Below are 19,613 nucleotides of genomic sequence, written 5' to 3' on the forward strand. Positions count from 1 at the left end.
AAAAGGTTTGACTAGAAGTATAATTTGTCTATGGATTGCAAGAAGTCAAGCCTTGGATTTAGACCATAAGGAACTTGGTCTGATACATCTTGTATTTCACTTATAGTGACTGATTTTCTTCCACCACTTTGCATGCGTTCCCAAAATGGATAAAACTTTTCGAAAGGAATGAAATGTGTTTCTCCAAGTTTTTGGAAAGCGATAATGACAAAAACAATACCATCTTGTTTTAAGACATTTGCCATATGTGTCATTTGGTGATCATGAAAATTACTGAGTGGAAAGGAAGTTGTATTTTGCGTTTCTTTTGCTTCAAAATCAACATATTTTCCTTTATAAACACCATTGTAGTCTGTTGTGGATGGTGTTTTGAAGTAGGCTTCCTTAATTTTGGCACTACTTCTTTTTGGATAGTCCACACTGACAATTTGGACAGGGGTAGGTTTTTTATGGATGACTGCGATGTCGTGGGCTAAATAATACGCAATTGTATCATTCAAGTCATCTTCTAAAGACATACCTCGCTTACCATAAGTTACAGGAGTTTTCCGTTTTTTTGAAGGAAGTCCTTCATGACTCGCTGTATACTTCTTGCCGCCGGGATAACCAATAGCCATTTTTTTCACCTCTATCAGAAAATTTCTATTCTGAATTTCAGACTATCATCTATTATAACAAATAAAAATGAAAATGATAGTATCAATTAAATGCAAAATAGCTCTTTCTGGCATGAAACTACCTTATAAATAGAACGTACCTTCGTCTATTTTACCATATTTTAGCTAATAATCGAATTTTAGGCAAGATTTTGCTACCTATGCTATTCTTGAAGTAACTGAAAATGTGAAGAAAAGAGTGATACAATGGAACTTTTAATCCGTACGGAACAATTGCTTCTTCAGAATGAAAAAAACTGGGAACTATATTTGAGTAATCGAGAAGAAGAAAAGCCGTTTGATTTTTATAAAGACATGAAACCTTTTGTTGATGAGGCTAAAAGATGTGCCGATGATTTTTTAGAACTTGCCATTCCGTGGGTTAATACTGAGCGGCCTCCTTATTTGGGGGAGCTACAACTTCGCCAAGCTTGTGATAATGTTCAGATGACCGCAGTAAGTGCTTTTAATGGAAGATCTTTTTATAAACATTTTTTAGATCATTATCAATCTACTAAGTATACATTAACAAGAGTGAGAGATTTCTTAAAAAGAAAAGAGGAATCGATGTGAAATCCATCGCAGTGACCGGATATAAAAATTTTGAACTTGGAATTTTTAAAAAGGATGCGGATGAAGCTGTTTATATTAAAGAAACAATAAAACGCCATTTAATTCCTCTAATAGAAGATGGGCTTGAGTGGGTTATTATTTCTGGACAATTAGGAATTGAACTTTGGGCCGGAGAGGTAGTCGCTTTGTTAAAAGAAGAATATCCTATTAAATTAGCAGTACTGGAACCTTTTGAAAAACAAAGTGCGAACTGGAACGAAAATAATCAATTATGGGCCGAGGAAGTATTAGCGGCTGCTGATTATCACGCTTTTATTACAAAACGTCCTTATGAAAGTCCCGCTCAATTTGCAGCTAGAGATGGATTTATTATTGATAATACAGACGGGGCGTTGCTTGTTTATGATTTAGAAAAAGAAGGCTCACCTAAATTTTTTTATGACCGTGCTAAATTAGCAAAAGAACAAGCTAATTACTTCTTAGAATGCATTGATTTTTACGCATTACAAGATGTTGTCGAGGATATGAATCAAACATTTTAATATAGAAGAAAACGGTTATTTTATAAAAAACACTCGAATAGATTGACAAATGGTGTGAGATTTGGAAAAATAAGGGTAAGTATATAATTAGAACAAAAAATACGTAAGAATAGAGATAGAGGTGGAGTTACATGACTTCGGAACAATTTGAGTATCACTTAACTGGCAAAGAAATATTGGAAAAAGAATTTAAAACTGGACTTCGTGGTTATAATCCAGAAGATGTTGATGAGTTTTTAGACATGGTTATTAAAGATTACAGTACATTTACACAGGAAATTGAAGCACTTCAAGCGGAAAATATTCGTCTAGTGCAAGAACTGGATAATGCACCAGTGAGAACAACAACACAACCAGCACCGACTTTCCAAGCAGCTGCACAACCTGCTGGAACGACCAACTTTGATATTCTAAAACGTCTTTCTAATTTAGAAAAACACGTTTTTGGAAATAAGCTGGACGATAACGAATAGGTATGCTAGTATAAGTAAGTTAAGAATAAATGAATAACGTTCGGATAATCGCTGTTTTCTTATGGAAGCAGAGGAAAGTCCATGCTCGCACGGTGCTGTGATGCCCGTAGTGATCGTGCCTGGTCAAACAATAAGCCAGGGCATTCCGGATTTCCGGTTTGACGGCAGGTGAATGACCTAAGTCTTCGGATATGGTCTTATAACCTTGAAGGTGCCACAGTGACGAAGTTCCGGCAGAAATGCTCGGAAGTGGAACGAGGTAAACCCCACGAGCGAGAAACTCAAACTTATGGTAGGGGCACTTTTCCCGAGGAATCAAGAACAAGGGACGAGGCGCAAATGTATTTTTGTGCAGATAGATGGTTATCTCTTTACTATTACCCTGTATGTAGTAAAGAACAGAACATGGCTTACAGAGCGTTATTTACAGGATTTAATTTAACATTGAAGGCTGTTTTAGAAGGCCGGAGCGCAAGTTTTAAGGTGGGTGTTCGACCTGGTTGAATGCCTATTTAAAACAAAACTCCTCCTCTTAAAACAGCTTTTTTCATTAGAAATTTAATTAAAGGATGGGACACAATGAAATCATTTCAGTTGGTGGCAACTGCGGCTTCTGGTTTAGAAGCGATTGTTGGGAAAGAAGTAGCGCGTTTAGGCTATGATCCAAAAGTTGAAAACGGTAAAGTATATTTTGAAGGAGATTTATCCGCAATTGCTCGAGCGAATCTTTGGCTTCGTGTAGCTGACCGGGTGAAAATTGTGGTTGGCGTTTTTAAAGCAACAACATTTGATGAACTTTTTGAAAAAACAAAAGCTCTACCATGGGAAGATTATTTGCCGCTAGATGCACAATTTCCTGTCGCTGGAAAATCAGTTAAATCAACGCTTTATAGTGTTCCTGACTGCCAAGCGATTGTGAAAAAAGCAATTGTAAACCGCGTCAGTGAAAAATATCGTCGTTCTGGTCGTTTGATGGAAACTGGCGCATTATTTAAGCTAGAAGTTTCCATTTTGAAAGATGAAGTAACGTTAACGATTGATACAAGTGGTGCTGGATTACATAAACGCGGTTATCGTTTAGCTCAAGGTAGTGCGCCAATCAAAGAAACAATGGCGGCGGCACTGGTGTTACTAACTAGCTGGCATCCGGATAGACCTTTTTATGATCCTGTTTGTGGTTCTGGAACGATTCCAATTGAGGCGGCGCTAATTGGACAAAATATTGCGCCTGGTTTTAACCGCGAGTTCGTGTCGGAAACATGGGACTGGATGCCGAAACAAATCTGGGAAGATGCGCGTCAAGAAGCCGAAGATTTGGCTAATTATGATCAACCGTTAAACATTATTGGTGGCGATATTGATGCTCGTTTAATCGAAATTGCGAAACAAAATGCGGTTGAAGCTGGTCTTGGCGATTTAATTACTTTTAGACAACTTCAAGTGGCTGATTTCCAAACAGAAGATGAGTACGGGGTTGTTGTTGCGAATCCGCCATACGGGGAACGGTTAGAAGACGAGGAAGCAGTGCGCCAACTATACCGCGAAATGGGTATTGTTTATAAACGCATGCCAACATGGTCAGTGTATGTCCTTACCTCTTATGAACTTTTTGAAGAAGTTTATGGTAAAAAAGCGACGAAAAAACGGAAATTATATAATGGTTACTTGCGCACCGATTTATATCAATACTGGGGTCCAAGAAAACCACGTCCTAAAAAAGAAGACTGAATGGAGGAGTTAAGTTTGGTAGAAACATTAGAAGAGGAATTTTTAGCGTATATTAAAAAAATGGAAGCTTTAGAAGAAGCACTCGCATTAGTTTATTGGGATCTTCGTACAGGCGCGCCGGCAAAAGGGATGGAAGGCCGTTCTGATGTTATTGGCGTTCTATCTGAAGAGATTTTCAATATGCAAACATCAGAAGAAATGGCTGCTTTTATTGCTGGACTTAACCTTGATAAAGAAAATCTATCTGAAATCACTCGTAAAACATTAGAAGAATCTCAAAAAACATATGATTTAAATAAAAAAATCCCAAGTAAAGAATACGCGGAATATACTAAACTAGTAGCGCAAGCAGAAACCGCTTGGACAACAGCTCGCGAACAAAACGATTTTGCAGCTTTTGAACCCTTCCTAACAAAAATCCTTGAAATGAAGCGTAAGTTTGTTGAGTATTGGGGTTATGAAGAAAATAAATATGACACACTTCTCGACCAATATGAGCCAGGCGTAACAGTATCAGTGCTCGATTCCGTATTTGAAAAAGTACGCGACGGAATTATGGCGATTCGCGAAAAAATCGCAAACGAAGGCGTGAAGCCAGATGGAACCATTTTAAACACCAAAATATCAGAAGCTAAGCAAAAAGAATTTAGCATTCGCATTCTGAATAAAATGGGCTTTGACTTTGAAGCAGGTCGTTTAGATGAAACCGTGCATCCTTTTGCGACTGGTTTAAATACTGGCGATGTTCGTATTACGACTCGTTACAATGAAAATGATTTTAAAATGGCTGTTTTTGGTACGATTCATGAAGGCGGTCATGCGATATATGAACAAAATTTTGATGCAGCACTTGTAGGTACCCCACTTGCAAACGGGGCATCAATGGGCATTCATGAATCACAATCATTATTTTATGAAATTATTATCGGTTCTAGTTTAGCTTTTTGGAAAAGTAATTATGCTGATTTTCAAGCGATAACAAAACCGGCTTTTGATCATGTGAAGTTGGAAGATTTCTATCGTGCTGTGAATATCTCTGAAAGTTCGCTGATTCGAATTGAAGCTGATACATTAACTTATCCACTTCATATTATGATTCGCTATGAGCTTGAAAAAGCACTTATTAACGGTGAATTAGAAGTAAAAGATTTACCGAAAGCATGGGGCGACAAGTACGAAGAATATCTAGGTATTCGTCCAGATAATGATACAAATGGTGTTCTGCAAGATATTCACTGGGCTGGTGGCGACTTTGGTTACTTCCCGTCTTACGCACTAGGTTTAATGTACGCAGCACAGTTCTATCATCAAATGCAAAAAGAAATTCCTAATATTGATGCAATCATTGCCAGCGATGATTATACAGAATTAAAAACTTGGTTAACCAAGCATGTGCATACATTTGGGAAAACGAAAAAACCGCTAGAAATTTTAACAGATACAACAGGAGAGGGATTAAACCCAACTTATTTATTAGATTTACTAGAAAAAAGATACGCATATGTTTATCAGTTTAATAAGTAAAAAATTAGCTTGACCCTGCTCCTTTAGAAAGCTATAATAAACAACATAACTTAAAACCGAAATACTTATATAATAGTTGCGATTGGGCGACGAGTTTCTACCTGGTTACCGTAAATAACCGGACTATGAGTAGTTTGTATAAAGAAGTCACTCCGAAAATTGGTGGCTTCTATACTGCTTCTCTAAATTTAGAGAAGCAGTTTTTTTATTTTGAAAGGAGAATATCTTTGAAATTACTGGAAGAGTTTATTCAAGAAAAAGGTACAGTTTTACCAGGGAATGTTTTAAAAGTAGATGCATTTTTAAATCATCAAATTGATCCTGGTTTAATGCAAGAAATGGGCAAGGCGTTTGCTGAACGTTTTAAAGATTTAGGGATTACAAAAATCGTAACAATCGAATCTTCTGGTATTGCGCCCGCAGTTTTTGCCGGACTAGCACTTTCGGTACCGGTTGTTTTTGCTAGAAAGAAAAAATCGGTGACGTTAACGGATAATTTGTATACAAGCACGGTTTATTCGTATACGAAAAAAGAATCAAATGATATTTCTGTTTCCAAGCAATTTTTAACGGATGCAGATACGATTTTAGTTATTGATGATTTTCTCGCAAATGGTCAAGCGGCTCTTGGCTTACTTGAAATTGCTGAGCTTGCTGGAGCAAAAGTGGCAGGGATTGGGATTGTAATTGAAAAATCCTTCCAGCAAGGTCGCGAATTATTAAATAAAACAGGGATTCCAGTTTATTCACTAGCACGAATTGCCTCACTTGAAAACGAAGAAATCTTATTTTTAGAGGAGGAATAGGAGTAGATGTTAGGTAAAGGGAAGATTGCAGCTTTAGGATTTCAGCATGTTCTAGCGATGTATGCTGGAGCGGTTATTGTTCCACTATTAATCGGTGGAGCGCTTGGTTTTAACGGAGAAGAAATGACTTACTTAGTTTCGATTGATATTTTTATGTGCGGGATTGCGACATTGCTACAATTAACGGTTAATCGGTTCTTTGGAATTGGTTTACCTGTTGTACTTGGATGTGCGGTTCAAGCCATTGCACCAATTATTTTGATTGGGCAAGATATGGGGATCGGCGCGATTTACGGCTCGATTATTGTTTCAGGACTTTTTGTATTATTAATAGCCCCATTCTTCTCTAAAGTTGTTCGATTTTTCCCTCCTGTTGTGACGGGTTCCGTTGTAACAGTTATTGGTTTAACACTTATTCCCGTTGCCATTAACAATCTTGCCGGCGGGGCAGGGGCAAAAGATTTTGGTTCGATGTATAATCTTGGTCTAGGTTTTGGGACATTATTATTAATTATTTTAGTGTATCGTTTTGGCCAAGGTTTTTCGAAAGCTATTGCTGTTTTAATCGGTCTTGTTGGAGGTTCACTTTTTGCGGCGCTTTATAAAGGTATTTCACTTGGACCGGTTAGTGAAGCAAGCTGGTTTCATATGCCAAAACCATTTTATTTTGGCACTCCGACCTTTGAGTGGCCGGCGATAATTACGATGATTTTAATTGCCTTAGTAAGTATGGTGGAATCAACGGGTGTCTATTTTGCTTTATCAGATATTACCGAACGGAAATTAACGCAAAAAGATTTAACTCGTGGTTACCGTGCGGAAGGGCTAGCGATTATGCTTGGCGGAGTTTTTAATACATTCCCTTACACTGCTTATTCGCAAAATGTCGGGCTTGTTCAGCTTTCTGGCATTAAAACGCGTAAAGTTATTTATGCGGCAGCAGGTTTCTTAATCGTCTTAGGTTTAATTCCAAAAATTGGAGCTGTGACAACAATTATCCCTACTCCGGTTCTTGGTGGGGCAATGGTTGCTATGTTCGGAATGGTTGTTGCGCAGGGTATTAAGATGTTAGGAAAAGTTAATTTTACTTCTCAAGAAAACTTATTAATTATTGCTTGTGCAGTTGGTGTTGGCTTAGGAGTAACAGTTGTGCCAGATTTATTTAATGCTTTCCCATCTTTTGTTCGTTTATTTACGAGTAATGGAATTGTTGCCGGAAGTGTTACTGCAATTACTTTAAATATTATTTTCAACATGATTCCTCATCGTAAAGATAAAAAACTAGCAGATCCAGAACCTCAACATGCTGAGTAAAAAATAAAACAGTTTTAATTGGGCTATTTTTTCTCATATACTTATAAGCAATTATTTATTTGAAAGCGGAATTGGTCTATATCAATTTCGCTTTTTTGCTGTTTTTCTAGTTTTATTTTCATTATGATGGGTATTTTCTAGTAGCTCCAAAAAAGCAAGTTTGGGGTAGATAAAGTAAGGGGGAAAAGTAGATGAATGGAAAACAAGTAATGGTTGGTGGTTTGTCTTTACTTTTAGTTGGCACAGGGCTTGGGGCTTTCGGCAGTACGGCTCAAGCGGCGACGGATGACGCTTCTATTATGCCAGACATTTCTAACAAACAGGTGCTAGTTGGGTACTGGCATAGTTGGAAATCTTCCGGAAAAGATGGCTATCAACAAGGGACTTCCGCTGATATAGCACTGAAGGATACACCGAAAGCTTATAACGTGGTAGATGTTTCCTTTATGAAGGGAGACGGAGTAAATCGCATTCCAACATTTAAACCTGTGGGAATAAATGATAGCGATTTCAGAGCACAAGTCGGCGCATTAAACAAAGAAGGTCGAGCAGTACTTTTAGCGCTTGGTGGTGCGGATGGTCATGTGGAACTGAAGGCTGGGGATGAGCAGGCGTTCGCGAATGAAATTATCCGCCAAGTAGAAACATACGGCTTTGATGGACTAGACATAGACTTAGAACAAAGCGCCATTACCGCGGGAGATAATAAAACTGTTATTCCAGCAGCGCTTAAAATCGTCAAAGATCATTATAAAGCACAAGGCAAAAACTTCTTAATTACGATGGCGCCAGAATTTCCTTATTTAAAACCAGGTAGCGCTTATGAGAGCTACTTAACTTCACTTGCTAATTACTATGACTATATTGCTCCACAACTTTACAATCAAGGTGGCGACGGTGTTTGGGTAGATGAAACTAACCAATGGATTGCGCAAAATAATGATACTTTAAAAGAATCTTTCTTATATTACATGGCTGATTCTTTCATTAACGGGACGCGCGGTTATTTAAAAATTCCTGCGAATAAATTTGTCTTCGGTTTACCAGCCAATGTAGATGCAGCAGCAACTGGTTACGTAAAAGACCCTCAAATTGTCCAAAATGTATTCAATCGTTTACAAGCAAAAGGAACTCCAGTAAAAGGTGTTATGACCTGGTCCGTTAACTGGGACGCGGGTAAAAATAGTGCCGGAGTAGCTTATAATAATGGTTTCTCTAATGCTTATGGACCAATCGTTGGTACTAAATAAATAACGAACCGATACCCATTTTAAGTGGGTATCGGTTTTTTTAAAACAAGAGACTTGCATTCATTTTGAAATCGGCGTATGATATAAATCGGAATGATTATTATTTATGAAAGGAGAGACATATGGCTAAAAAATCAAAAGTTGCTAAACATGAGCATCAACAAGCGCTTGTTGAAAAATATGCAGAACTTCGCCGCACGCTTAAAGCAGAAGGTCGTTTTGATGAGTTACGCAAGTTACCAAGAGATTCTTCACCAACACGACTACACAATCGTTGTGAATTAACAGGTCGCCCGCATGGTTATATGCGTAAATTTGGTATGTCACGGATTCGGTTTCGTGAACTAGCACATCAAGGACAATTACCCGGCGTGAAAAAAGCAAGCTGGTAAAAAGCTCCTTTTTTTCTGCGAGCCAGATATAATTATGCTACAATAGATGGCAGTAGAAGGAAATAGGAGGATTATATATGAACGAAAATCGAGAAAATTTGCTCGTTGTAGATGGAATGGCACTACTTTTCCGAGCATTTTATGCAACAGCTGTTTCCAAACAATTTATGTTTAATCAACACGGAATTCCAACGAATGGCGTGCAAGGCTTTATGCGCCACATGTTTGCAGCTATTCGTCAAAGTAATCCAACACATACACTTATTTGCTGGGATATGGGGTCACAAACATTCCGTAATGAATTATATGATGGTTACAAAGCGGGCAGAACGGCGCCACCAGAAGAAATGATACCTCAATTCGATTTAGCAAAAGAAGTAGCTGCTGGGTTTGGCTTTGTTAACTTGGGCGTACCTGGCTTTGAAGCAGATGACTGCATTGGTACGATTACAGTTCAGGCTAGTAGTAGTATTTCGACAACCGTTTTAAGTGGCGACAAAGATTTACTACAGCTAATCGCACCGACGAATGATGTATGGATTATGCAAAAAGGTTATGGCAATTATAAACGATATAATGAAGCAACATTTTTTGAAGAAATGGGCATTACGCCGAAACAGTTTATTGATGTAAAAGCATTGATGGGGGATACTTCAGATGGTTATCCTGGAGTGCGTGGCATCGGTGAAAAAACAGCAATTAAGCTCATCCAAGAATTCGAATCAATTGAAGGGGTTTTAAATAATTTAGACAAGCTTAAACCAGCCCAACAATTGAAAATTCAAGAAGATTTAGCAATGCTTGAACTGAGCCAAAAACTAGCTAAAATTCATACTGAAGTGCCGCTAGAAATGAACTTAGCAAGCTTGAAATATAACGGTTTCCGCGATGATGCCTTTGCGGTCGTTGAAAAATATGGCTTAAAAACCCTAACGCGGGATATTGAATAAAAATAGAAGCAATCTGGTTATTTGACACCAGGTTGCTTCTGTTTTTTTATAGCCTGACGCGCGAGTTGGTCGGCTTGTTTATTTTGGCTAACGTTGCGCCATTCTGCAAAAAACAACTCTACTGAATCAGCCATTTCTAAAATTGCTTCTAAATGAGGTTTGAATAAAGGATTTTTAGCGTGTCGTTTATGGATTGCTTCAATGGCGACTTTCGAATCAGAATACAAACGAATGAAAGTGGCTTGTTTTTTTAAAGCTTCTTCTAGACCTAATTTAATCGCGATAAATTCGGCTTCATGATTGGTCATAACTTCGAGAGGGATGGCGAATTGTTCATAGATTCCTGCTGCTTTTAGAACTATGCCAGCACCACTAGGACCAGGATTTCCAGCACTTGCACCGTCAACGAAAACTTCCATATTGTGCGCCTCCTATTGTTTGAGTAGATGTGGCTTTATTATAGAAGGAAAGCTATTTTTTTGCAATAAAAAAACCGGTCAAAGGATACCGGTTTTAAGTCCGTGTCTAATTGGCAACTGGATTAGGCTTTTTCTACATTGGCTGCTTGAGCGCCGCGGTTACCTTCAACTACTTCAAATGTTACCGCTTGGCCTTCTTCTAAAGATTTGTAGCCGTCACCTTGGATCGCTGTGAAGTGAACGAAAATATCTTCGCCGCCGTCTGATTCGATAAAACCGTAACCTTTTTCATTGTTAAACCATTTTACTTTCCCATTTTGCATTGAAATAAATCCTCCTAAGTATGGCTAATAATTGCTAGAATCATTTTTCAAACGCTTTCATTTCTGTTTAAAAATTTTTTCTCGCAAATACTACCTTTTCAGTTCATAGCGTTGCCGCATATGATACTAACACTATAAATCAAAATACCTATAAACGTCAAGGTGATTTTCAATATTTTTTTAATTTTTGGACTTGTAAAGGCTTACTTTTTACTTTTATGTTATATTTTGTCGTTAAATGCTAGATTTACCGCGAAAAACTACGTGAATGTCCTAGGAGAAATTTCGTTTTAGAAAGGGTAATTGCTTTTAGAAAGTCCGATATTATAGTACAATTGGCTATGTGAAAGAATATAAGTTGGAGGGTATAGCTATGCCAACACCTAGTATGGAAGATTATATTGAAAAAATCTATTCCCTTATTGAAACAAAAGGTTATGCCAGGGTTTCGGATATTGCTGATGAGTTATTTGTCCATCCGTCTTCTGTAACAAAAATGGTACAGAAACTAGATAAAGACGAATATTTAATCTATGAAAAATATCGTGGATTAATTTTGACGCCTAAAGGAACACAAATGGGGAAAAGGCTACTAGAAAGACATGCATTACTAGAAAGTTTTTTAAGTATAATTGGTGTAGATCCGTCCCATATTTATCATGATGTGGAAGGTATTGAACATCATTTGAGTTGGAATTCTATTGACCGAATCGGGGATGTTGTTCAGTTTTTTGAAAATCATCCAGATGCGCTTAAGACGCTCAAGGAAATGGATCCAACGAAACCAGATACAAAGGAATAACGGTAATCCAAGGTTGAGATGTTGATTTTTGCGCAATCAGGCTTTACTTTAGAAATCAAAAATGGTGTTACATCGCTTGGTGTCACGCTTTTTTGATGCACTGAAGAAGCCAAAATATCTTAATTCTTTGTTACAATATACATATTCGGAGGGGATATCATGTCAAATAAAGTGAAATCAGATATTGAAATTGCATCAGTAGCAGAAATTCTACCAGTTACGACTATCGCGGAACATTTAGGACTAGATGCAGATGCACTCGAACTTTACGGAAAGTATAAAGCAAAGTTATCCTATGATACGATTCACTCGTTAAAAGACAAGGAGCAAGGTAAACTTGTTCTTGTGACAGCTATTAATCCAACGCCAGCCGGTGAAGGTAAATCGACTGTAACAGTTGGTCTTGGCGACGCACTCTCTAAAAAAGATAAGAAAACAGTCATCGCTTTGCGGGAACCATCACTTGGACCTACAATGGGTATTAAGGGCGGGGCAACTGGTGGCGGTTATGCGCAAGTTATTCCAATGGAAGATATTAATTTACATTTTACAGGCGATTTTCATGCCATTACAGCAGCAAACAACGCTTTATCGGCGTTTATCGATAATCATATGCAACAAGGTAATGATTTAGGAATCGACGGGAGACGAATCGTTTGGAAACGTGTCGTTGATTTAAATGACCGAGCGCTTCGAAAAGTGGTCGTTGGTCTTGGTGGTCCTATTCAAGGCGTTCCTCGTGAAGATGGTTTTGATATTACAGTTGCTTCTGAAATTATGGCAATCATTTGTTTAGCAAGTGACTTAAAAGACTTAAAGAAACGCTTAAGTGAAATTGTGATTGGCTATAATTATAAAAAAGAACCAATAACTGTTGGCGAAATGGGTTATGAAGGTGCATTAACATTACTATTAAAAGATGCGTTAAAACCTAATTTAGTGCAAACATTAGAACATACTCCAGCAATTGTACATGGTGGTCCTTTTGCTAATATTGCTCATGGTTGTAATAGTGTTTCCGCGACAAGCACTGCGCTTAAACTTGGCGAATATGTAGTAACGGAAGCTGGTTTTGGAGCAGATCTTGGAGCAGAGAAATTTTTAGATATTAAAGTTCCGGCACTTGGAAAAGCGCCAGATTGTGTCGTGATTGTAGCGACAATTCGTGCGCTGAAAATGCACGGAGGCGCTTTGAAAACAGAACTTAGTGAAGAAAATGTCGATGCTCTAGCAAAAGGCTTTACTAATTTACAAAAACATACGGAATCGATTCAAACATTTGGTATTCCATATGTTGTTGCCATTAATAAGTTTATAACGGATTCAGACGCGGAAGTAGCGAAATTAGAACAGCTTTGCGAAGAACACAGTATTCCTTTTTCGTTAACAGAAGTGTGGGAAAAAGGCGGCGACGGTGGTCTGGAACTCGCAGATAAAGTAATCGCTGCAGTAGAAAGCGGAGAAGCGGACTATAAACGCATTTATGATGATGCTTGGTCAATAGAAGAAAAATTAGAAGCAATTGTGACGAAGGTTTACGGTGGAATTGGCGTAGAACTTTCTAGCAAGGCACAAAAACAAATTGTTGAGTTTAAAAAATACGGCTGGGATCGTTATCCAATTTGTATGGCGAAAACACAGTATTCTTTATCGGACGATCCAACATTACTCGGTCGCCCAACTGATTTTGTGATTCATATTCGTGAATTCATTCCAAAACTTGGCGCGGGCTTCGTTGTTGCTTTAACTGGCGACGTGATGACAATGCCAGGCTTACCGAAAAAACCAGCGGCATTAAATATGGATGTCGATGAAAATGGTAACGCACAAGGTTTATTTTAAAAATAAAAGTTCCAAAAGTGGATAAGCTGCTTTTGGAACTTTTTTCATCTCAAGCAATTGCTATGTTCTATATTTTCAGCTAGAATAGATAAGGACGAAACGGAAATGGATGGGACTAAATGAAACAGTTAAAAGTAGAAAACTTAACAAAAACATATGGCGAAAAAAGCCTGTTTGAGAATATCTCGCTAACGATAACAGAAGGCGAACGCATTGGTTTAATCGGTGTAAATGGTACTGGTAAATCAACGCTGTTACAAATTATTTCTGGAAGTGAATCTGGGGATAAAGGTAGCGTTACGAAAGCGAAAGATTATACGATCGGTTATTTGGCGCAAGATCCTATTTTTAATGAAGAGGATACGGTTCTTTCAGCGGTTTTTGATGGTGATACTGCGGCGCTTCGAGCAATGCGTAAGTATGAAGAAGTCTTATTAGCGATGTCGCTTGATGCAGAAAATACCAAGCTACATGATGCCTATACAGCGGCTAGCCAAGAAATGGATGCGAGTGCGGCTTGGGATATGAATACAGAAGCGAAAACTATCTTGGAGCGGCTTGGCATTACTGACTTAACAGCAAAAATAAGTGAGCTTTCTGGCGGTCAGCGAAAGCGTGTTGGTTTGGCGCAAGTCTTGATTGAGACGCCAGATTTACTTATTTTAGATGAACCTACCAACCATTTGGATTTTCAGTCGATTCGTTGGCTAGAAGAGTATTTAAATCGCTTTAAAGGAGCGGTATTACTCGTTACCCATGATCGTTACTTCCTTGACCGTGTGACGAACCATATGGTGGAACTGGACCGTGGTTCGGCGTACCGCTATGTTGGAAATTACGAGAAATTCATGGAGTCCAAGGCAATTCGCATGGAAAACGAAGTCCGCGAATCAGAGAAAAATAAAAACCTTTATCGTAAAGAACTAGCTTGGATGCGTCGTGGTCCACAAGGGCGCGCCACAAAACAAAATGCTAGACAAGACCGTTTCCATGATTTAGAGAAAAAAGTCAAAACAAAAATCGACGACTCAGAACTTGCGATTGATTTTGTCACTAGTCGCCTTGGGAAAGATGTTTTCGAATTGAAAAATTTAGAAAAACGCTTTGACGAAAAACAAGTGTTACAAGATTTTAGTTTAATTATTCAACCGGGAGAACGGCTTGGTATCACTGGGAATAATGGAACTGGTAAATCGACTTTACTGAATATGTTAGCTGGAAAACTAACGCCTGATGCCGGCGAGGTAATTACCGGTCAAACAGTACAAATCGGTTATTATACGCAACAAAATGAAGAAATGGATCCAGATATGCGAATGATTGCTTATTTGCAAGAGGCAGGAGAGCAAGTAACGACTTCTGGTGGAGAAGTGATTAGTGTGAGCGCCATGCTAGAACGATTTTTATTTCCACCTAATTCCCACGGGAAGAAAATTGGTAGCTTATCAGGTGGAGAAAAACGCCGCTTGTTCTTACTTCGCATTTTAATGGAACGACCAAACGTGTTGCTACTAGATGAGCCGACCAACGACTTAGATACGCAAACATTAACTGTTCTAGAGGATTACTTAGAATCTTTTAACGGTACGGTTATTACGGTCAGCCATGATAGATATTTCCTTGATAAAGTTGTAAATAAATTGCTTGTTTTCCGGGCAATTGGCGAAGTAGAAATTTTCTACGGCGAATATAGTGATTATTTGAAAGAACTTGAGGCTAAAGGAAAGCCAGCAAAATCAATGAAAAAAATGGCGAATACTTCGGCCGAAAAGTCATCACCGGAGAAAAAAGAGAAAGTCAAACTAACCTACCAAGAACAACTTGAGTGGGACGGGATTGAGGATGCCATTAGCGACTTAGAGCAAGACATTGAATCGCTCAATGAAACATTGGAACAAACCGGAGCAGACTTTACAAAAGCAGCAGAAATTAGCGAACTTATTACAGCGAAAGAATCAGAGCTGGAACAAATGATGGAACGCTGGGAATTTTTATCACAATACGCGGAATAAGGAGTGCGAACGATGAAACAATATTTGGATTTAGAAAAGTACGTTTTAGAGAATGGAACACAAAAAGGAGATCGCACTGGGACTGGAACTATCAGCACATTTGGTTATCAAATGCGTTTTGATTTACAGGAAGGCTTTCCAATTATGACAACAAAACGGGTACCATTTAAACTTGTAGTAAGTGAACTACTATGGTTTTTACATGGAGATACGAATATTCGCTACCTTTTACAGCATAATAATAATATTTGGAATGAATGGGCTTTTGAGCGTTTTGTGAAAAGCGCTGATTATAAAGGCGAAGATATGACTGACTTTGGGCTGCGTGCTGAGCGTGATCCAGCATTCAAAGAAGTGTATCAAGCTGAAATGGAGAAGTTTAAAACGCGGATTTTAGAAGACGAAGCGTTCGCGAATAAGTACGGCGAATTAGGTAATATTTACGGCAAACAATGGCGTGAATGGAAAACTTCGCAAGGGGAAACAATTGATCAGTTAGCTGACTTGATTGAAATGATTAAAACAAACCCGAACTCGCGTCGTTTGATCGTGTCTGCTTGGAATCCTGAAGATATTCCGAATATGGCTTTACCACCTTGTCATTCATTGTTTCAATTTTATGTGGCAGATGGGAAATTATCGTGCCAATTATACCAACGAAGTGCAGATATTTTCTTAGGAGTACCGTTTAACATTGCGAGTTATGCACTCTTGACACATTTAATTGCACGGGAAGTTGGACTTGATGTTGGTGAATTTATCCATACTATGGGAGATGCACATCTTTATAACAATCATATCGAACAAGTGAAAGAACAATTATCAAGAACTCCGCATGCGTTACCAAAATTAGTTCTTTCAGATAAACCTGCAACCATTTTTGATTTTGAAGTAGCGGATATTTCACTAGATGGTTATAATCCAGATCCTGCAATTAAAGCACCAATTTCAGTATAAGGGAGGTTTTCTTAGATGATAATTTTTGTTTGGGCACAAGACCGCGCTGGTAATATTGGGAAAGACAACAAGATGCCGTGGCACTTACCAGGAGATTTACAATTTTTCAAAAAAACGACAACTGGAAAAACGCTCGTCATGGGACGGAAAACCTATGAATCACTAGGTAAAGCTTTACCAAATAGAAAGACCATTGTGTTAACTAGGGACAATGAATTACAACTAGACGATGCAGAAATTCTTCATTCACGGGATGAAGTTCTGGCGCTTGCTGAAACCGGCGAACCGATTTATGTTGTTGGTGGAGCGGAAATTTATCGTTTATTTATGGATGTGGCAGATAAGTTAATTGTCACAAAAATTGATGCGGAATTTGATGCAGATACCGCATTTCCAAAAGTAGACTGGGAAAACTTTTCAGAAGTAGCGAAAGAACCTCATGAAAAAGATGAGAAAAATAAATATAATTACACATTTTATACGTATGAAAGAAATTAGTAGAAACGTTGCCTGCTTTCGGGCAACGTTTTTCGAGTGGAGTGACGTTTAATTGTTATCAAAAATGGAGATTAATAAGCTTGCGATGAAAGAAAGTATGACGCTGCTTGCTTGTCCGATTTGTGGGGGAGATTTCTCATTTAGCGAGCCGAATTCATTTATATGTAAAAACCATCACGGGTTTGATATTGCTAAACCTGGATATTTACATTTACTTAAGCAAGTACATAAAACCAAATACGATCAAGCCTTATTCGAATCACGAAAAAAAGTGATTGCGAGTGGTTTTTTTGAAAAATTAATCGAACGAGTGACAGAAATCATTGCTGAGACAAAAAAAGAAGAAGTAGTGATATATGATGCTGGTTCCGGTGAAGGAAGTCATTTAGCGCGAGTTGTAAAAAATCTTCAAGAAAAAGGACGCCATGTCCAAGCAATTGGGCTAGATATTGCTAAAGAAGGCGTGAAACAAGCTGCTCGAGATTATCCCGGAATTGTTTGGACAGTAGCTGATTTAGCCAATTGTCCAACACAGACAGAGACGGCAGATATGATTTTAAACATTTTATCACCTTCGAATTATGAGGAATTCAAGCGGCTGTTAAAAACGGATGGTTTTTTGTTAAAAGTAGTTCCAGAGGCAAATTATTTGCGGGAGTTGCGCGAATTTATTTATGTTGATGAGAAGAGTAGTTATTCAAATGAGTCCGTTACATCTCGGCTAGCAGAAAAATTAACAGTCGAGCATGTTGAACGGGTGACATATAAAGCGCCAATCGCAAACGAATTATTTGCCGATTTTCTTGAAATGACACCACTTGGTTGGCACATTGATAAAGATAAAAAAAGCGAATTATTAATAAATCCGCCAAAAGAATTAACGGTAGATCTAAAAATCATTATTGCAAATAGAGCACATCTTTTGTAAAAGCTATGTGAATTATGCGCAATTTAAGCTATAATGAAGGGGAAAAATACAGAAGCTGGAGGAATGACATGAATCAATCAGAAACGAAAGCGTTAGAAGCACTGCAAAACGGATCAGACATACGTGGAATAGCAATCGCTACGGAAAAATATCAGATTACGCTGACAGATGAACGTGTAGAAAAGATTGCTTATGGATTTGCGAAATGGCTAAAAGAGGAGAAAAAAGTGGAAGGTCAGGCAAAAGTGGCGATTGGTCATGATAGCAGACTTTCAGCTGAACGATTAAAAGCGGCACTTATCAAAGGGTTGACTTTCTCAGGTATCGATGTGGTGGATGTAGGACTTGCTACTACGCCGGCCATGTTTATGGCAACCCAGTACGAAGACTATGACTGCGATGCCGGAATTATGATTACAGCGAGCCACTTACCTTTTATGTATAATGGACTAAAATTATTTACGAAATCTGGTGGAGCTGAACATGAAGATATTGATTATATCGTAGCTCACGCAGATAAATCTTTCATAGAAAACGGACTAATCGCCGGAAAAGTTACAAAACAAGATTTACTTTCTACATATGCGGCAGACTTAACGGATAAAATTAGAGCTGGAATCACGGATGCAGCGGACAAAATGAAGCCACTACAAGGAAGCCACATTATTGTCGATGCAGGGAATGGCGCTGGCGGCTTTTTTGCTGAAAAAGTATTGGCAGAGCTCGGGGCAGACATATCTGGTAGTCAGTTTTTAGATCCGGATGGCAATTTTCCTAACCATATTCCAAATCCCGATAATGAAGAAGCTATGGCTAGCTTGAAAAAAGCGGTACTTGCGAGTGGAGCGGACTTAGGTGTGATTTTTGATACGGATGTAGACCGAGCTGCGATTATGGATAAAAATGGAGAAAGTTTAAACCGTAATCCATTAATTGCTGTTATTTCTAGTATTATTTTGGAAGAAAAGCCAGGAACAACTATCGTGACTGACTCAACAACAAGCGGACATCTGCAAACATTCATCGAAGCAAAAGGTGGAAAGCAACATCGTTTTAAACGTGGTTATCGTAACGTTATCAATGAAGCTTTACGCCTTAATGCAAACGGAACACCATCAGAAATCGCTATTGAAGTGAGTGGGCACGCTGCATTAAAAGAAAATTATTTCTTAGATGACGGTGCTTACTTAATCGCCAAAATTTTGATGACGTACGCCACTTTACGAAAAAATGGCCAAGATTTGCCTGATTTAATTGCTGATTTAAAAGAACCTGCAGAAAGCGAAGAAATTCGTTTAAGTATTACAGCACCAGATTTTAAAGCTTATGGCAAAGAAGTTTTAGCTGATTTTCTGGCATTTGTAGAAGCTGACGCGGACATGGAATTAGAACCAGTGAACCAAGAAGGCATTCGTGTAAATACGAAGGGTGCGCTTGGTGAAGGTTGGTTCTTGCTTCGAATGAGCTTGCACGAACCTGTAATGCCAATGAATTTAGAAAGTGATGAAGCTGGTGGCATCAAGAAAGTGAAAGATCGTTTAGCAAGATTTTTCGCAACGAAAGCCGATTTAAAAATGTAAATAACAAAGAACTTGGTATGGAAAACGTATCAAGTTCTTTTTCT

At 38.4% G+C, this 19,613-nt stretch carries 20 protein-coding genes, 1 other RNA gene and 1 riboswitch; of the genes, 18 read left to right on the forward strand and 3 right to left on the reverse strand.

The genetic code is table 11. The features are described from left to right. Positions 1 to 11: 11 nt before the first annotated feature. Complete coding sequence (gene recU / locus OC533_RS13465; protein ID WP_003769387.1) at positions 12 to 617, reverse strand: Holliday junction resolvase RecU; 606 nt, start codon at positions 615 to 617, stop codon at positions 12 to 14. A 246-nt stretch (positions 618 to 863) separates the two neighbouring features. Between recU and OC533_RS13470 the strand changes: the two genes are divergently transcribed. From OC533_RS13470 to OC533_RS13520, 11 genes are all read left to right on the forward strand, one after another. After that, complete coding sequence (locus tag OC533_RS13470) at positions 864 to 1,229, forward strand: YppE family protein (protein ID WP_003763059.1); 366 nt, start codon at positions 864 to 866, stop codon at positions 1,227 to 1,229. Then, positions 1,226 to 1,771, forward strand: coding sequence for a DUF1273 domain-containing protein (locus OC533_RS13475; protein ID WP_160466028.1), 546 nt, complete (start codon positions 1,226 to 1,228; stop codon positions 1,769 to 1,771). The genes OC533_RS13470 and OC533_RS13475 overlap by 4 nt, the downstream gene beginning before the upstream one ends. A 131-nt stretch (positions 1,772 to 1,902) precedes the next feature. Beyond that, the gene (gpsB, locus tag OC533_RS13480) at positions 1,903 to 2,244 is read left to right on the forward strand and encodes a cell division regulator GpsB (RefSeq protein ID WP_003763055.1); all 342 of its coding nucleotides are present in this window, start codon (positions 1,903 to 1,905) and stop codon (positions 2,242 to 2,244) included. A 36-nt stretch (positions 2,245 to 2,280) separates the two neighbouring features. Beyond that, an RNA gene (gene rnpB, locus OC533_RS13485) (RNase P RNA component class B) lies at positions 2,281 to 2,662 on the forward strand. Positions 2,663 to 2,823: 161 nt separating this feature from the next. Then, positions 2,824 to 3,972, forward strand: coding sequence for a class I SAM-dependent RNA methyltransferase (locus tag OC533_RS13490; RefSeq protein WP_003769383.1), 1,149 nt, complete (start codon positions 2,824 to 2,826; stop codon positions 3,970 to 3,972). 15 nt (positions 3,973 to 3,987) lie between these two features. Further along, positions 3,988 to 5,496 (forward strand): carboxypeptidase M32, encoded by a 1,509-nt coding sequence (locus OC533_RS13495; RefSeq protein ID WP_010991699.1) that lies wholly within the window; start codon positions 3,988 to 3,990, stop codon positions 5,494 to 5,496. A 45-nt stretch (positions 5,497 to 5,541) separates the two neighbouring features. Beyond that, positions 5,542 to 5,642, forward strand: a riboswitch (purine riboswitch). Positions 5,643 to 5,723: 81 nt separating this feature from the next. Further along, on the forward strand, positions 5,724 to 6,302 hold the full coding sequence (locus tag OC533_RS13500; RefSeq protein WP_003767513.1) for a xanthine phosphoribosyltransferase: 579 nt from the start codon (positions 5,724 to 5,726) through the stop codon (positions 6,300 to 6,302). A 6-nt stretch (positions 6,303 to 6,308) separates the two neighbouring features. Beyond that, positions 6,309 to 7,616, forward strand: coding sequence for a nucleobase:cation symporter-2 family protein (locus tag OC533_RS13505; RefSeq protein WP_003763044.1), 1,308 nt, complete (start codon positions 6,309 to 6,311; stop codon positions 7,614 to 7,616). A gap of 191 nt (positions 7,617 to 7,807) precedes the next feature. Then, complete coding sequence (gene chiA / locus OC533_RS13510; protein WP_003763043.1) at positions 7,808 to 8,866, forward strand: chitinase ChiA; 1,059 nt, start codon at positions 7,808 to 7,810, stop codon at positions 8,864 to 8,866. Between the two features lie 122 nt (positions 8,867 to 8,988). Then, complete coding sequence (rpsN, locus tag OC533_RS13515; RefSeq protein ID WP_194323711.1) at positions 8,989 to 9,258, forward strand: 30S ribosomal protein S14; 270 nt, start codon at positions 8,989 to 8,991, stop codon at positions 9,256 to 9,258. A 77-nt stretch (positions 9,259 to 9,335) separates the two neighbouring features. Continuing rightward, positions 9,336 to 10,208 (forward strand): 5'-3' exonuclease, encoded by an 873-nt coding sequence (locus tag OC533_RS13520; protein WP_003769372.1) that lies wholly within the window; start codon positions 9,336 to 9,338, stop codon positions 10,206 to 10,208. A 17-nt stretch (positions 10,209 to 10,225) separates the two neighbouring features. Here the strand turns inward: OC533_RS13520 and OC533_RS13525 are convergent, their stop codons facing one another. Both OC533_RS13525 and cspD read right to left on the reverse strand, forming a co-directional pair. Then, positions 10,226 to 10,627 carry a ribonuclease HI family protein gene (locus tag OC533_RS13525; protein ID WP_003767509.1) on the reverse strand — a complete coding sequence of 134 codons (402 nt, stop codon included), beginning with the start codon at positions 10,625 to 10,627 and terminating at the stop codon, positions 10,226 to 10,228. A 122-nt stretch (positions 10,628 to 10,749) separates the two neighbouring features. Beyond that, complete coding sequence (cspD, locus tag OC533_RS13530; protein WP_003728273.1) at positions 10,750 to 10,950, reverse strand: cold-shock protein CspD; 201 nt, start codon at positions 10,948 to 10,950, stop codon at positions 10,750 to 10,752. Between the two features lie 373 nt (positions 10,951 to 11,323). Between cspD and mntR the strand changes: the two genes are divergently transcribed. The 7 genes from mntR (at position 11,324) to OC533_RS13565 (ending at position 19,569) form a co-directional block, all read left to right on the forward strand. Continuing rightward, entirely contained in the window at positions 11,324 to 11,752 is a 429-nt protein-coding gene (gene mntR, locus OC533_RS13535) for a transcriptional regulator MntR (RefSeq protein ID WP_003763032.1), read from the forward strand. A gap of 159 nt (positions 11,753 to 11,911) precedes the next feature. Continuing rightward, complete coding sequence (locus OC533_RS13540; RefSeq protein WP_185550684.1) at positions 11,912 to 13,594, forward strand: formate--tetrahydrofolate ligase; 1,683 nt, start codon at positions 11,912 to 11,914, stop codon at positions 13,592 to 13,594. Between the two features lie 119 nt (positions 13,595 to 13,713). Next, entirely contained in the window at positions 13,714 to 15,606 is a 1,893-nt protein-coding gene (locus tag OC533_RS13545) for an ABC-F family ATP-binding cassette domain-containing protein (RefSeq protein WP_194323713.1), read from the forward strand. A 12-nt stretch (positions 15,607 to 15,618) separates the two neighbouring features. After that, positions 15,619 to 16,563 (forward strand): thymidylate synthase, encoded by a 945-nt coding sequence (locus tag OC533_RS13550; RefSeq protein ID WP_045553849.1) that lies wholly within the window; start codon positions 15,619 to 15,621, stop codon positions 16,561 to 16,563. A 15-nt stretch (positions 16,564 to 16,578) separates the two neighbouring features. Then, positions 16,579 to 17,061 carry a dihydrofolate reductase gene (locus tag OC533_RS13555; protein ID WP_003769360.1) on the forward strand — a complete coding sequence of 161 codons (483 nt, stop codon included), beginning with the start codon at positions 16,579 to 16,581 and terminating at the stop codon, positions 17,059 to 17,061. Between the two features lie 52 nt (positions 17,062 to 17,113). Then, positions 17,114 to 17,989 (forward strand): putative RNA methyltransferase, encoded by an 876-nt coding sequence (locus OC533_RS13560; protein WP_194323715.1) that lies wholly within the window; start codon positions 17,114 to 17,116, stop codon positions 17,987 to 17,989. 68 nt (positions 17,990 to 18,057) lie between these two features. After that, positions 18,058 to 19,569 (forward strand): phosphomannomutase/phosphoglucomutase, encoded by a 1,512-nt coding sequence (locus OC533_RS13565; RefSeq protein WP_194323717.1) that lies wholly within the window; start codon positions 18,058 to 18,060, stop codon positions 19,567 to 19,569. Positions 19,570 to 19,613: the final 44 nt, after the last annotated feature.

The sequence above is a fragment of the Listeria sp. Marseille-Q6474 genome (assembly GCF_946902005.1).
Classification (GTDB): Bacteria; Bacillota; Bacilli; order Lactobacillales; family Listeriaceae; genus Listeria; species Listeria innocua.

Coding starts and splice junctions, on each gene's coding strand:
- OC533_RS13550 (WP_045553849.1), top strand. CDS start 15,619: ATGAAACAATATTTGGATTTAGAAAAGTACGTTTTAGAGAATGGAACA.
- OC533_RS13545 (WP_194323713.1), top strand. CDS start 13,714: ATGAAACAGTTAAAAGTAGAAAACTTAACAAAAACATATGGCGAAAAA.
- mntR (WP_003763032.1), top strand. CDS start 11,324: ATGCCAACACCTAGTATGGAAGATTATATTGAAAAAATCTATTCCCTT.
- OC533_RS13470 (WP_003763059.1), top strand. CDS start 864: ATGGAACTTTTAATCCGTACGGAACAATTGCTTCTTCAGAATGAAAAA.
- OC533_RS13490 (WP_003769383.1), top strand. CDS start 2,824: ATGAAATCATTTCAGTTGGTGGCAACTGCGGCTTCTGGTTTAGAAGCG.
- recU (WP_003769387.1), bottom strand. CDS start 617: ATGGCTATTGGTTATCCCGGCGGCAAGAAGTATACAGCGAGTCATGAA.
- OC533_RS13555 (WP_003769360.1), top strand. CDS start 16,579: ATGATAATTTTTGTTTGGGCACAAGACCGCGCTGGTAATATTGGGAAA.
- OC533_RS13520 (WP_003769372.1), top strand. CDS start 9,336: ATGAACGAAAATCGAGAAAATTTGCTCGTTGTAGATGGAATGGCACTA.
- rpsN (WP_194323711.1), top strand. CDS start 8,989: ATGGCTAAAAAATCAAAAGTTGCTAAACATGAGCATCAACAAGCGCTT.
- OC533_RS13565 (WP_194323717.1), top strand. CDS start 18,058: ATGAATCAATCAGAAACGAAAGCGTTAGAAGCACTGCAAAACGGATCA.
- chiA (WP_003763043.1), top strand. CDS start 7,808: ATGAATGGAAAACAAGTAATGGTTGGTGGTTTGTCTTTACTTTTAGTT.
- OC533_RS13525 (WP_003767509.1), bottom strand. CDS start 10,627: ATGGAAGTTTTCGTTGACGGTGCAAGTGCTGGAAATCCTGGTCCTAGT.
- gpsB (WP_003763055.1), top strand. CDS start 1,903: ATGACTTCGGAACAATTTGAGTATCACTTAACTGGCAAAGAAATATTG.
- OC533_RS13540 (WP_185550684.1), top strand. CDS start 11,912: ATGTCAAATAAAGTGAAATCAGATATTGAAATTGCATCAGTAGCAGAA.
- cspD (WP_003728273.1), bottom strand. CDS start 10,950: ATGCAAAATGGGAAAGTAAAATGGTTTAACAATGAAAAAGGTTACGGT.
- OC533_RS13505 (WP_003763044.1), top strand. CDS start 6,309: ATGTTAGGTAAAGGGAAGATTGCAGCTTTAGGATTTCAGCATGTTCTA.